Here is a 14200-nt window from a genome sequence, read left to right as displayed (position 1 = left end):
AAGACGGGAAGTTTCGGCCCTTACGGATGCCCGGAAAACCTTAGCGTACGATTTTTTCCGAATTCTGCGGGCTCCCCAACAAGACAAATAATGCGCGTCAGCGCATGTAAGGCGGCATACGGTGGTTACATGTAGCACAGGAGTAAAACCGCCGAAGCCCGGCGTAAGCCGGTACGGACTGATAGATTTCACCTTACCCATCCCCAGCCCTGCCAGACCATACCCGCTTTCAGCCATGAGAGAGCTTCTGTGCGCGGTCGGAGTGGTCCCGACGAGGGTTTACCCGAAGTCGGGGCGTATCTCCGCGTTAGCGGGCCGTCAGGGCCGCTTACGAGCGTGTACTGAGAACTTCCAGCCAGAAGACTGACAGCAATGATAATGTAGTTACAACATTCATAATTAAAAGCGACTCTGTTCCGGCCCGAAGGGCCGGGGCGGGGCCGCTTTTCAGTTATGAGGGAGGGGCTTTGTGGTTTCAGTTCTGCGCGGGACCGGGGTTTTCCTGGTGGTTGTATTTGAGTGTTGTAACTAAAATGGCTCCGGTCGGGGCCCGCCGCTTGCGGTGGGAGGTGCATATCTGTCTGTCCACAGGACAGGCAGTGAATAGGTTTTCTTTTTAAATGAATGTAGTTAAGTAGTTTAAAGGAGATATAAACAGGTGTTTAAAAGATACATTGCACCCTGTAAGGCTGGCGGATGGCGCTTTATGACATGAACGGTTGTAACCTTATGGGGAAGTCCCTTGCAGTTAAATGTGGATAAGCAAAATTCCTCGTCTGTGAGGCGTGTTTTGTATCAAAAACAGGAGGGACCGGATGCACCTGAAGGTGGATGATGAGGTTGTTTTTTGTATGCGGTGCTGTTTTTTTGTTCGCCGACAGGCTTCAGGCGTGCAGATGCCTCCGGTGCGGGCCGGATTATTCAGAGGAGGTCACTTTCAGGGGGAAGCTGTGGCCAGCCGGCTGTAATTACGGTTACGTGACAGAATCATGCGCTCTTTCACACGACGCTCCACTTCGCGTTTTACCGCCTCACGATTGGCAGTGAAGCGCCCTTCCGAGATTTCACGCGTCAGCTGCCGTTTCACCAGGGTGACGATATCCTGACGTTCCCTGTTCGCATCACGACGCGCACGGGCACGCTTTATTCCACGGGACTTAAGCTCTGTCTGGTAACTGCGGAAACGCTCACGCACAAAACGCCAGGCTTTCGCTATCAGTTCATCCATACCCAGGGTATCCAGTCCCTGCTTTTTGCGCTGTCTGTTTTCCCATTCAACACGACTGCGGCGCGCAGCAACTACTGCATCCTCAGACACATCAAGGGCGGCAAATAGCGCCGGTGTGAACGTGATATCGGTCGGAATGTAGCACCCGATAAGCGGATCATATTCCGTCTGGTAGGTAATCAGTCCCAGCTCTGCAAGGAACGTCAAGGCTCGGGTGGCCCGGGTGATGGAGAGTTTTCCGGCAGCAGACTCCGTCGCCAGTCCGCACTCAATGGCCAGCGTAGTGATGGAGCACTGGACGCGGTTGGCCAGCGGGTCATAGTGAAAACACAGCCCCTGCAGCAGCGCATCAATAGCCCGGCGACGCAGTACCGGTGGCATGCGCCGACGCAGTCCCTTCGAACGGGCATGTGCCACATGAATGGCGAAATCAAAACGGGAGGTGAAGCCCACCGCCTTTTCCATCAGTTTTTCGCAGAACTTCAGCGTTCCGGCACCTTCACGGGGTGTGAACACCGGATTCGGGTTTTTAACCTGTGAATAGTATTTTTGAAGGAGATCAGCCATGTCCCCCTCCAACACTATTCCCCCTCCTACGGGCGGCAACTAGCTCGTCTGGGCCGACACGTAAAGTTTCGAACATATCTGGTCTGAACCAGATGGTTCCTCCATCAAAAGCGATGAGATGAAGATCATTATCAAGAGTTTTGAGGGCTCTCCAAACACGAGTGTATGAACCTCCACTACAAACTGAAAGCTCTTTAACAGATAAGTTAACTTTGTTCGTATCAGGGATGTAGTGTGCGCACATTACTTGTACGAGGGAAACATAAAAACTAACCATCGACGCGCTGATTTTATTTTTACGTTTGCCATGCGCTATTGCAAGAAAACCTCTGATGAAGATCAGATGCTTGAAGGAGTCAAAATGAGCCCTTTTCTGGAGAAGGCAGCAAAACGGGTGAGGATACTTGCTGGAATCAATGTGAAGATCTGATTCAATCCCACCCGCTATTACTGAATGTGTTTCATGATTAGCCACACCATCCTGCACTTACAATGCACAGAAGGAGTGAGCACAGAAAGAAGTCTTGAACTTTTCCGGGCATATAACTATACTCCCCGCATAGCTGAATTGTTGGCTATGCGGTTTTATGGGGCCCCGGTAATCTTTCTAGTCGCCAAACTTGAAGAAGATTATCGGGGTTTTCGCTTTTCTGGCTCCTGTAAATCCACATCAGAACCAGTTCCCTGCCACCTTACGGCGTGGCCAGCCACAAAATTCCTTAAACGATCAGCAATCTACCACTCACTCCTGAGATAAGCAAGAATGTGAATATTTACGAAGTCGCTCTGCGTTTCAACTCTGATTCAATCAGTTTTTCAAGCATCTGCGCCTGAGTAATACCTTCCTCATCCGCAAGTTCACTCAGCCTGTCTTTTAACCGGGCCTGAATAACCGCATGAAAAGCCTTATGAGTGTTGCTTCTGCGAGCCAGAGAAGCTCTTTGCCTCTCTCTGGCCGGAACAGGGTTACCTTTCCGGTATGTACGCTTGGTGCCTGATGAGGAAGTCACTGCATTTTCTGTCTGCGACATCTCGCCTCCTCAATTCTCAAACAGGGATCGTTTCGCAGAGAATACTACAGTTTTTTGAAATCAGCGACTTGAAAGTTGTGACGATGATCTGTGTTGGCGCACAAATCATGTCTGATTACGACCGTTTAATGTGATTTTGATAATGAAATGACTGAAAAGCTGGAAATGCCTTAGCCAGGGTGCCGGCCCCGGGCGGGACCGGCTGTTTCTGGTATATAGGATGTCTGCCCCTGAAATACCTCACACTTCCGGAAAGCGGGGACTTCCGTGCTTCGTAGGCCAGAGTTACCTGCACCACTGTATTTCCTCTGTGAATATTCAGCTCACATAACCGTTCCCTGAATATCAGTGAAAAACACAACACCATGGCGCACACGGCGAGCAACCCGATAAGGGCATATTTCGTCATAAACTTTGACCTCTCTGCAAAGAAGAGGCTACAATCAGTAGTGTTAAGGTACTTCATGCAGACCTCACGAGTTAATGGATTAACGAGTGGGGTCTTCGCATTTCTGGTACCTGCGTCTTGCCTGAACCAGAAAGGCTCAGACACCCGCCGCGATAATACCACATTCCCTGTTGCTGGCTATTACCCCCATTTGCCTGTTTTTGTTACAAAAACGCCGGGAGCGGGGGAAAACTTACTTTTTCCCGTTTCCGGGGGGGACAACTGAGCATTGCGAACGCGTCAGCTACGATGTTCCGGTGATTGCTGATCAGCCCCTGTTGTATTCATAAACTAATTAACATTCATTCCGTCTGGTGCATAAATCTGCCCGTGAACATCTGCAGACAATACCGACCATAAAAAAATAAATAATCCCAGTAGAATATATTTCCTCATATTATTATCCATAACAAATAAATGGCACCTGTACACCTGTATTTCAGGCAATCCTGAATATTGCAGCGCACATTGAATAAGACGTTATTTCGTGACATTAATCACAAAATATAAAATCGCGACTTAATACGGAAAAAACTCTGTGCTACTCAGAACTGACTGGTCATACTGCCCGACCGGATATTAAAAAAGCAAATCTCATAAACTCCTTTCAGCCTTCTGACTCCTGGAGTAATGAAGGCTGCTTTTTCGTTACACCCTTCCCCGGCAGCGCCGGTAGCAGTGTTCAGCCCTTTTTCGGGCAAACTGCTGCCAGTCTGTCCGGGGCGCAACACAGGCAGCCCGTCGCCATCCTTCTGCCGCTTCCATCCAGCGTCCACTGACCTCCAGAATAACGGCCCGGCTTCCGGCACGCTGCCAGCGCCAGACCTGACCGTTCCGTGAACTGTTTCTGAATCCATTCATCTTTATCACTCCTCTTTAACCCGTCAGTATTATGGTGTTAAATAATCTACTGAATTGGCTTCCTTTCGGGTACGGAAGTTTATTTCCTTTTAAGCCTTATTTCCCTGCCTCCTCTCTCTGATGGAGGCTTTTTTTACTTCTCATCAAGCACGGCCTGAAGTTCTGCCTTTATCCGGTTCTGGCGGCGGATTTTATCCAGACGCTCTGCCGCATACGCTTCCTCCTCCTGAGAAATATGCTCCGTCACATACCCTTCCGTGTCATACCGGCAGGCACCGGCTTTCATGGCACACAGATAGCTTTCTGAACGGGTGATGGCCTTCAGCGCCCTGCGCAGTTTTTTATGCGAGAGCGGGATATTCCGCTGCGCCACGTCTTCCAGTAACACGTCCCGGATACCGCAGGCCAGAAGCCGGGGGGTGTCACCGTCAAATAATCCCGGCCACCAGGGCTTCAGGGTGTTCACGGCTTCATCCAGTGTGGGCAGGTTCAGATAAATGGACAGCGCCTGTCTGGCCTGCGCTTTTTTTGCCGCCAGCTCTGCCTCCCGAGCCGCTTTCTCCACCAGCTTCTGCTTTTTCACCTTCCATTTTGGTGGCGTGGTGACATTGATGATGGTTTTCCGGTTGCGGACAGGCGCTGTTCCCTCTGTCTTCCGCTTCAGTGTCAGTACCGGTCGCTTCTGCTCTGTCATGCTGTGTTCTGCCTCTGACGAATCATCCTCTTGCGGCCAAAGATACCATACCCGTCACAGCGCCAGAACGTCCAGCACAGCCAGATGACAGGCATAGAACGTCGGGAAAAAATCCCCGGGCCAGAAACGGGGTAATGATTTTCCTGCACACGACACCAGACCAACGGTCAGCACCGTCATCACAAGGCCGGCCACCGCCGCTGCATCACTGGTGGCAAGGTTAAGCGCCGGAATAACAGCCAGCAGGCAGGCGACCAGCGCCAGACGTTCCATTCTGTCTTCCGCCCGGTACAGCCTGTGGCTGACTGCCAGCATCAGCAGCCCGGCAATGCCGTAACTGGTGCCGGAGAAAGGCAACCACATTGCCAGAAGCAACATGGTCTCTGCGGAACGCCACCAGGTGCGCGTTTCACACCATGTCAGCACCTGTGCCGTAACTGCAAAGGCAAACAGGATATTCCCCTCATACCAGGGAAAGCCGGCCAGATAATATGCGAACTGGGCAATCACCGCCCATCCCCACAGCCGGTTAATGGCCTCCTGCCGGATATGCGTATGACGGGACAGATTCAGCCCCCACACCAGGGCAAACAGCGGAAAGGCCCCACGCCCGACCAGAAACATCCACGACTGGTCCAGATGCAGAATGCGGTTTGCATGGTCCAGAACCATCAGCACCAGTGCCACCGTTTTGATGATATCCCGCTGTCCGGGTGACCAGACCAGCAACGACTGCAACCAGGTATCGGTCCGGGCAGCCAGTGAATCATTACGTGTTGTGTTCGTGTTATCCGTTGTCATCAGCGTTTATCTTCCTGTATCAGTCTCCGCCCAGGGTTTTCTCTTTCTGCAGGGCACGAACCATATCCCGCTCCATCTGCTGCAGTCGCTCCTGCAGCAGATTTTCCCGGGCAACATCCCGGACCGCTTCCCGCACCCGTTGTGATTCACGCAGCACACTCTCCGGCAGCGCGGCTTCCCGTTCAGATATGGCAGACCGGTCACGCTCCTGCCCGGCAATCTCCCTGACAGCCTGCTCTGTTTTGCCATCCGGCAGGTCAGGTTTGTTCTCTGCCATTTTACGGACAATTTCATCCGCACGGCGTTCCGTTTCACGGCGGATGGCCTCTTCAGCTTGCCGCTGTGCCAGTACCTCTGCCGTGACCGGTTCGCCATTTCCGGCTCCCGGCTGAACGCTGTTGTCCGGGATATCCCCCCACACGCGACCACCGGTGATGGTACCGGGATTCCACGGACGACCTTCACCGGCGATTCTTACCACCACACCGCTGTCAGGATTATCACGGGCAATCCGGACACCATCCTGCATATTATCAGCCAGCAGGCTCTCTCCGTTACGGCTGCCCTGCAGGGCCACGAACTGCGCATCCCCGCTGCCTTTCACCCGGCCTTCACCACTGAAGCCCCGCAGCCCGTTTCCGTCATCCGTGGTCAGCGGATTCAGCCAGATACCGGCGGACTTGCCGTTACGGTCAAAAGCCGGCAGTGCCACATACGGCTGCGGATATTTGCGCCCGGGTGCAATAAACCGTGCAGGATTGTCTCCCCCGGCAAGTCCCGCCTGACGGAGAACGGCACGGCCGGCCGCCACGTCCCGCAGCTCCCGCGCCGTACTGAACAGCCGCTCTGCATTCATGACCTCCCGGTCCGATTTCGGCTCAAGCACATCGTGGGCAGTTCCTTTCTGTACGGCATTGTTAATGGCATCCGTCCAGCCCTGACGGTTATCGGTATACACCTGCACATGCTGCTTCATACGCGACAGGGCCACGTAGGCTGACTCAAAGCCGGCCATCTGTTTCCGGCTGCCTTCCGTACCTTCAAGCGCGATGGCAAAGGTTTCACTTGCCCCCTGCGCACCGTGGGCGGTGATGGCATAGGCCAGGTCAATATGTTGCTCTGCCCGCTCCTGACCGGGGCGAATCACCCGGGTCTGCTGTCCGTCCGACAGCGTGACACTGTCACCGGAAACCGCTGTCACCGTCCAGACGCTGTTGGCCACATAACCGCGCTCCCGGTCACTCTTCGTGAAGCGCATCCGGTCACCGGTTCCCACCCGGATGGTGTCCGGGGTGTACAGTGTGACGCCTTCAGCCACCGCCTCCCGGGGCGAAATCAGCCGCGTGTTACCTTCAGCATCCTGCAGGGTTATCAGCCCGTCATCCCTGCTGATACCGGCAATCCGGTGATACACATTATCCACCAGGGCAAGTGCGTCCCGATGTGTCTCCCAGGTGGAGAGACGACGCAGCTCCCCGTCGCGTATATTCGCTGTGTTCAGGACAGGCACCATGACCTGCTCTTTTCCCAGCTCACCGGCCTTTTCCCGTGCATCATGAATCATGCTGTTCAGCACGCGCCGGTCCTCATTCAGGTGCGTGACAATCAGCGTCTGCTCCCGTGCTTCCGGTGTTCTGCCGGTATAGTCGCGGACAATGGCTTCATACAGTGTCATGGGGACATCCGGGAAAGCCTCGCCTTTCAGCATCGCCTTCTGCTGCGCTTCTGCCAGTTTCGCTTCCTGGCTGTGACTGAACTCCATCACGGAGTGCTCCGGTGCCCATGCGCCCTCCAGACGTGGCACCTGAGACGGTTTCACACTCTCAAGCCCGGATAGTGCCCTTTCCACATCCCGGTTAATCAGGTTGTATACCGCCTCCCGCAGTTCCGGCGTCTGACGCACAATCTCCTTCATGATGGCCACATCGGCAGCACTGCGCGTCTGCTGGAGACGGAAAGGCTGACCGGGCGCGATGGCCTGCAGCTGGTCCGTGTCACCACTGGCCACGGCACGACCGCCACCGGCCGCAATCAGGGCGTATGCCCGTGCCATGTCGGTATTGCCCACCATTGAGCTCTCATCGAGCAGGAACAGCGTGTTGCTGAAATCCGGCGTTTCTCCGCTGCGCTGCTGCAGCTGCGTGTCATGCAGAAAAGACGCCAATGTCTGCGCATCCACGCCGGCGCTGCGCATCTCCCCGACCGCACGGTGTGTGGGACCCAGCCCAACGACACGGGGACGCTCACTCTCCGGCAGCATGTTCACGGCTGACATCACCGCCCGGAACTGTGTGGTCTTACCCACACCGGCATAGCCCTGCACCACCGTGAAGCGGTCGGACGTTTCCAGTATCATGCGGGTGGCGGCGCGCTGTCCTGATGTCAGTTTCTCCATGAGTTCGCCAGGTACTCTCTCCATCAGCGGCGTGACCGCCTCCTTACCTTCGAGAATATGGCGAAGAATGCTCTTTTCTGCCTCATACGACGCACGGGAAACCAGCAGGCCTGTGCCATAGTCTTTTGCCACATCCACATACAGTAAATCACCCCGTTTTATCTGCGCATCGATTTCCCCTCCCAGTTCAGTAAAACTGGTTCCTTCTGCAGCAAACGACTTCGCCTCTGTCAGCAGGTCCACCATGCTGAAGGCCAGGTTTTTACTTTCCAGCACAGGAAGGGCCAGATGAATGGCCTGCTGTGCCGGCGTGTGAAGCCCGGCTTTCTGCAGACTGATAGCGGTTTCCAGCAATGTCTCACCGGCACGCGCCTTTATCTGCTCAGAAACCACCGTAAAGGAGGGATGGCGGGCAAGTTTTTCCGCAGTACGGGTTTCATCCAGTGAGGAATACAGCCGGACATCACGACCGCTGCGGGCCAGACCGTTCAGGGTGGCGTTGTCCATTGCCATCTGTGTGACGGAGGCAAAAACCTTCGCACTGTCGCTGACGGAATGCCCGGGCGTTTCCACCCAGCCGCTCTCCAGCTTCAGTGCCGTGAACGGTGAATCAGCCACAGGCAGGGAGGCCGGTTCAGCCCGTCCCGGCACAACAACCGTCATCGCGTCCTCGCTGACGGATGCCACCTGCAGGAGGTCACCGCCGGAGACGCGGAGTCCGGGAATTTTCCCGGTCACCCTCAGACGCTCGCCGTCTGCCACCGGCATTTTTTCCGGCCGGAACAGCGACCAGCTGCTGTCCAGGGAGGAAATACGCACCACCTGCGTTTCACCCTGCGCATCCCGCAGGGTCAGGCTGTGACTCTGCGCCGTCACCCGGTCGATAACATAGCGGTCATGACTGCGTGTCTCCGGGTTCCACTGCTCCATCACCATCCCCGGACGGTACATATCCCGCAGATAACGGCTCCGGCTGTCCAGCCAGACCGGTGACAGTGCCGTCATGGTTACCTCCGGGTGTCCGAGCACGCCCTGTGTTTTCAGCTCACTGCGAATGGCCTGTGTCAGTATGGCCTGTTCCCGTACCCCGCTGACCTGTGCCACGCTCTCTTCTCCGGCTTTCACGCTGGCCGCAAAATCTCCTGCCAGCCGGGCATAGCGGACATTACGGTCCGGTTCACTGATGATGGTGGCCGGCCGCTGTTCTCCCCCCTGCCAGCGATATGTGTTCACCCCGGCATCTTTCATGGCCATCAGTGCACTGCCTGTACCGGTTCGCTGCCCGCTGTCGGTTATCAGGACCTGTACGTTATGACGTGCAGCACCGTCCAGCAGGGTTAACGTCTCTTTCAGGGAGAGTTTTTCGCCCTGGTCAACGATAACAGTATTGCCCGGCGTGAAGGCCATGCCCTCCTGCAGCTGACGACGTCCGGTTATCAGCTCACCGGACAGCCGTTCATCCTGCTTCAGGTTCATCTGCGAGCGACGGTCAGCGGCGATAATCTGCACCTCCCGCCCCTGCTCCCGGGCCATCATGACCAGCTCCGCCACCCGCTCACGCTGCCCGGCTGCACCGCCCTGCCCGGACACAATAGCCAGCGACGGGCGATCCTGTGCCAGAACACTGACCGCATCGCTGTAACCGGCCGTCCGGGGGACACTTTTCTCCGGATGTACGGTCACCCGGTTCTGTTTCATGATGTCACGACTGAGTGCCCGGACTGACAGCTCATCGAGCACATGAATCCCGGACGTGAACAGCCCCTTCTCACGATCGAGGGGGATAAGCTGCTCACGGCTGATGGCCTCATCGATACCGGCGCGTGCCCGTTCAATCACACCATTTTCCGGCGGCAGTATGCCGACCGTTCTGGCCAGCACGTCCGTGTACGTAAACTGCACTTTGCGTTCACTTAATCCGGCAATCGCCTGTGTCACCGCCTGCTGCACATCCGGCCCGTCCGGTGAAGCAGGCCCGGGCGCCTGCGTGCGGGTCTCCGCCCGTTGATCCGCCGCGTCACGATACGCCCGGATGTCGAACCCGGTTTCCCTCAGCGTCTGCATCCATTCAGCCATTCTGACTTCAGGATCGACGTGCTGTTTGGATTTTCGCGTATCCAGTGCCGCCACATCCCGGGATTTCAGCGAGGCATCTTCCCCGACGGCCTCCCGGATAGTCTGTGAGCGTCCGGAAAAGGCCTCCACCGGTACGCCCGGCATCTCCCACATACCGTGCTTACCCACCACTTCGGTTTCATAGCCCAGCGCCTCAACCTGCTCTTTCAGTTTTTCCCGGTAGAGCCTGCCAAAGGCAATCTGATTAGCGTACACATTCTCAATGAACCCCGTTTTCCCCACTTTGTCACTGCTCAGTGTCTTCCACTCACCGTTATGCTGCGTAACATTAGCCACCACCGCATGCGTGTGTAACTGTGGTTCCTGATCGCGACTGGTGTCGTGGTTAAACAGTGCCATCACCAGATTACCGGTCAGTACCGTTTCTGACTGTCCGTCCGTCATCACCCGTGTGGAGGCCAGCGCCTCCACCTGACGAACAGCAAAGTCCACGGCCTGGTTATGTGCATCAATCAGGCGCTTATCGCCACCTAACATGGCCATCATGGAGACACTTTTGGGGGCGGAGAAGGTCAGGTCGTAGCCGGGACGATGCTTATTACTGCCATCCTGCATGCGGCTTAGATCCGCTCCGTCCGGCAGCCTTCCCTCCAGAAGACGGGTAAAAACATCCTTATCGACACTGCCCTGCAGTCCCAGCTGTTCAGCCCCCCTGCCGGCCCAGCGTTCTCCCATGCTGCCCAGTACATAGTAATTATCCTTGTCGGTATAATAGTTACCGGCACTTCCGGCCGATCTGACCTGCGCGATACTCATCATCAGAAATCATCTCCCGGCTCAACATCCTCCCCACGCTCCCGGTGCACATTAATGTTCACCTCTTCACGACGCTGCATCTGCTGCTGGATGTCCGGATGATTTTCCTGTTGCCATGCCTCATAAGCGGCCATATCCACCACTTCACCGGATTCACTGATCCCGGGTGGCAGTTGCTGTTCCATCTCTTCTTCCGGTTTCATTTTCAGCTCCTGCTCGATCCCCCCTGCCGGAACATTCACACCTGAATCTGACTTCTTATCGTTTATGGCAGGAGACACCGGCTGTTGCGGCTGTTGCGGCTGTTCAGCCTGAGTCACGTCTTCTCCGGAAACAACTTCCGGCACATCCGGTTCGAAGAGGCTGGCCATCTGACGACCTTCTGCTTCCCTTGCGGCAAGTACGGCACTCAGACGGTTCTCCATTTCCGGGTTGATGTCACGCGGAATAAACTCAGGGGCAACCTTCGGACGTGCCTGATATTTCAGTGAGAGTTTTACTGCCGGATACGGTCCGGGCAGGGTGACATAACAAGTCAGATCCGGCAGAGACTGAATGTCGGAATAACTGACCAGCGTCTGGCGCTCCATATCCTTACCGGTCGATACCCCGTCACGTACCGGATCAGCACCGTAGGAATACTGCTCGCTGGCTTTCAGGTGCTCTTTCTCACCAATCTCACCGGCAGCGAACTCTGCAATCTTATGGCTGGGAGAACGGAAAAAGGCACGAGTGTTCATGACGTCAAACAGCGTGGCAGCCGCTTTCTCACCGTAGATATCTTCCAGCTGGGCATAGGACTGGATACCAAACACATAACAGCCACCGAACTTACGGGCTTCCGGCAGGATCTCCACCAGGTCCGGCAGTTTGTGTAACGTGGGTAGCTCATCACAGAAAAACCACACACGACGGTTACGGTTTTCTCCCATTGCCAGCAGACCACGAATGGCAATGGACAGCCACATGGAGATCACCGGCTTCAGGGAGGCATGGGTGTCGGCATTCGACGAGATAAACAGCCAGCCGTTTTTCTGATCTTCCCGGACACCCCGCATCCAGTCACGGATGGTAAAAGACTCACCGTTATGCTCAATCCCCTGCAGGTAACGGATGGCTTTCACGTAGTTGGTCAGCACAGCACGGATGGAAATCGCCGTTTTCTCAATTTTCTCTTCCACCAGGTTGGCCGCCGGTGAATTACGCAGGAAGGTACGCAGTTTTTCGATTTTGATGGAAAGCAGTGTGTCCACCAGTTTGCTGTAGCTGCGGTTGGGGTCATTACGCATCAGGTACGCCGCTTCCGCAAAAATGGTACGTCCTGAACCCTGCCAGAACGGGTCCTCTTTTGTGCCCATCGGGATCAGAGTATTTGCGGTATTATCAAAATCCGGCTGTGTCAGGCACTCCTTCCACAAATCCCAGGCGGCACAACGGGCATCCAGCGGATTCAGGATTTTATCGATGGAGGGATCATAGTAACTTTTAACAAATTCCCCTGAACGGTCATAAATCACCACCATATCTCCACGCTGACGGGCGTAGTTGGCCAGACGACGGATAACTTCCGACTTACCGGCCCCGACCGTGCCGTGCAGACAGAAGTTCTGGATTTCGGAATCCCGGATAATCGGCAGGTCGCCAATCCGTATATCGGAGTCCTTGCCGTCTTTTTTCAGCATCCGGGCAACGTCTTTCGGGTTCTCCGTCAGCTGACGACCACCTGTGACTTCATTTTCGCTCTGTTGTTTACCCTGACGCCCCAGAATCCAGGAGACAACAAAGAAGGTAATCAGGCAAATAACCAGTGCCACAACTGTAGCCAGAACGAATGCGGACCATAGCTGCTCTCCGCACCAGATCATATATTTATCATGCAGTACCTGAGCAGCGTTCATCCGGAAGGTTTTGCCGTAATACTGGATCTCATAGACCGGCTGGGACTTGATTAAATCCCGCATGCCTTCCAGCGTGGTACACCACCAGTAAATACAGCCGTTCACAAACGTCTGCCAGCTTATTTTTACCCATAAAACCAGACCAACGAGTATCCAGAAAAAAATAAACAGGCAGTAAAGCATGATATTGGCGATCTGGCTGAACATGCGGATACGCATGGACGCAATCTGACCGCCCTGGGTCATATCCTTTGCGTTAAAACTCATGATGATATTCCGAAGAAAAAAGTCAGTCGGACTGATTATTAATGATGAAAAGATTAATAACCGTTAAATTCCGGCTTCGCCGGCAACACTTCACGGTCGCACAAAGAATTTGCACAACCGCTCAGTGTTTTCATATTTATTTCGGAAACGCCGGGGAGAAATAAAATTTATTTTATTTCTTTCCGGGGTTGGACAACGAGCAAAGCGAGGCGTCAGTCAGGAGGCCGGTCAGACCAGCCTCCGGAAGATAATCAGAGAATATTTGCGATTGATTTGGCCAGCTGGTCTTCGAGAACAGGCTTCGCCTCTTCAAATTTCAGGTTAACCTTGTTCGCATTTGAGACCACACGGGTCTGGTATTTATGCTGGTTACCTGTTTCAGTACTGGTCTGAATTTTCGCACCTGATGTGCCCTGACGCAGGGCGGCAACATTATCCGTTGTCACCGTTGCCTTAGTACGCTCTGCAATCTGCACATCCGTGATCATGGTATAGTTCACATCTTCCACCATCGCATCTGCAGCCATACCCACCAGACCGGCAGCAAGGCCCACACCGAGTGTGGCACCGGCAGAACTGGAATTATATCCGGTGATACCGGCACCTAACGCTGCACCAACTGCTGCGCCCTCATAACCACGGTTCAGCCATCCCTGAGACTCCCGCAGATCCATCTTATCGGCCTTCAGCACATTCGCCTGAATCCAGTAGTAGGCTTTATCCGGAGAAGTCACCACCTGATATCCTTTTGCTTTCACAGCATCAGCAATTTTGCCCTGCAGCCCACTCATGTCTTTATCAGACGTGTTTTTGATCTGCAGAAATACCGTGCGTTCGCTGGCGGGTTCAAGCCAGATGGTCTCACTCATCTGAGTCTTCACCTCAAGGTTACGCTTCTTGATTGCTGTGCTCATCGCACCACACCCTGAAAGGGCCAGAGTGGAACTGACCAGTGCAACCATCATCAATTTTTTTGTTTTCATCCAAAATATCCTTTTAACTAACAGACTCTTTTTTGAACAGTCCTATTACTGAGGCTATAGCTGAGAGATTATAACGATTTATATCTATGGTATACACCAAGAAAAATAATATGAATGTAATCATTAGTGCAAAAA

The 14200-nt window shown here is 54.4% G+C and carries 11 protein-coding genes and 2 pseudogenes; all 13 read right to left on the bottom strand.

Annotated features, from left to right (window positions below; all coding sequences use genetic code 11):
* Window positions 1-937 precede the first annotated feature (937 nt).
* Window positions 938-1795, bottom strand: a complete 858-nt coding sequence (repA, locus tag OQV04_RS20385; protein ID WP_019842754.1) for an incFII family plasmid replication initiator RepA — start codon at window positions 1793-1795, stop codon at window positions 938-940.
* Window positions 1788-2270, bottom strand: a complete 483-nt coding sequence (locus tag OQV04_RS20380; protein WP_074149688.1) for a hypothetical protein — start codon at window positions 2268-2270, stop codon at window positions 1788-1790. Before OQV04_RS20380 ends, repA begins: the two co-directional genes overlap by 8 nt.
* Window positions 2263-2337 carry a RepA leader peptide Tap gene (gene tap, locus OQV04_RS20375; RefSeq protein WP_001442103.1) on the bottom strand — a complete coding sequence of 25 codons (75 nt, stop codon included), beginning with the start codon at window positions 2335-2337 and terminating at the stop codon, window positions 2263-2265. The genes OQV04_RS20380 and tap overlap by 8 nt, the downstream gene beginning before the upstream one ends.
* Window positions 2338-2568: 231 nt before the next feature.
* Window positions 2569-2826, bottom strand: coding sequence for a replication regulatory protein RepA (locus OQV04_RS20370; RefSeq protein ID WP_000083845.1), 258 nt, complete (start codon window positions 2824-2826; stop codon window positions 2569-2571).
* A 115-nt stretch (window positions 2827-2941) separates the two neighbouring features.
* Window positions 2942-3235 (bottom strand): Hok/Gef family protein, encoded by a 294-nt coding sequence (locus OQV04_RS25220; RefSeq protein ID WP_371179061.1) that lies wholly within the window; start codon window positions 3233-3235, stop codon window positions 2942-2944.
* Between the two features lie 333 nt (window positions 3236-3568).
* Window positions 3569-3670: pseudogene (locus tag OQV04_RS25215) on the bottom strand (hypothetical protein); the annotation flags it as partial.
* Between the two features lie 252 nt (window positions 3671-3922).
* Window positions 3923-4135 carry a hypothetical protein gene (locus OQV04_RS20360; protein ID WP_032084501.1) on the bottom strand — a complete coding sequence of 71 codons (213 nt, stop codon included), beginning with the start codon at window positions 4133-4135 and terminating at the stop codon, window positions 3923-3925.
* Window positions 4136-4268: 133 nt separating this feature from the next.
* Complete coding sequence (locus OQV04_RS20355; RefSeq protein WP_063073483.1) at window positions 4269-4829, bottom strand: fertility inhibition protein FinO; 561 nt, start codon at window positions 4827-4829, stop codon at window positions 4269-4271.
* A 54-nt stretch (window positions 4830-4883) separates the two neighbouring features.
* Window positions 4884-5630: a conjugal transfer pilus acetylase TraX gene (gene traX / locus OQV04_RS20350; RefSeq protein WP_063073482.1), complete on the bottom strand. Its 747-nt coding sequence runs from the start codon at window positions 5628-5630 to the stop codon at window positions 4884-4886.
* Window positions 5631-5649: 19 nt separating this feature from the next.
* Complete coding sequence (gene traI / locus OQV04_RS20345; RefSeq protein WP_063073481.1) at window positions 5650-10920, bottom strand: conjugative transfer relaxase/helicase TraI; 5271 nt, start codon at window positions 10918-10920, stop codon at window positions 5650-5652.
* Window positions 10920-13082 (bottom strand): type IV conjugative transfer system coupling protein TraD, encoded by a 2163-nt coding sequence (gene traD, locus OQV04_RS20340; protein ID WP_001332348.1) that lies wholly within the window; start codon window positions 13080-13082, stop codon window positions 10920-10922. The genes traI and traD overlap by 1 nt, the downstream gene beginning before the upstream one ends.
* A 251-nt stretch (window positions 13083-13333) precedes the next feature.
* Entirely contained in the window at window positions 13334-14065 is a 732-nt protein-coding gene (gene traT / locus OQV04_RS20335; protein ID WP_000850424.1) for a conjugal transfer complement resistance protein TraT, read from the bottom strand.
* Window positions 14066-14078: 13 nt separating this feature from the next.
* A pseudogene (locus OQV04_RS20330) lies at window positions 14079-14200 on the bottom strand (conjugal transfer entry exclusion protein TraS); the annotation flags it as partial.

Origin of the sequence: Escherichia sp. Lx600-2 (assembly GCF_036662595.1) — a bacterium.
In the GTDB taxonomy this organism is placed as follows: domain Bacteria; phylum Pseudomonadota; class Gammaproteobacteria; order Enterobacterales; family Enterobacteriaceae; genus Escherichia; species Escherichia coli.
Note: the sequence above shows the minus strand (reverse complement) of the source record. Positions and strands in the feature narration are given on the sequence as shown.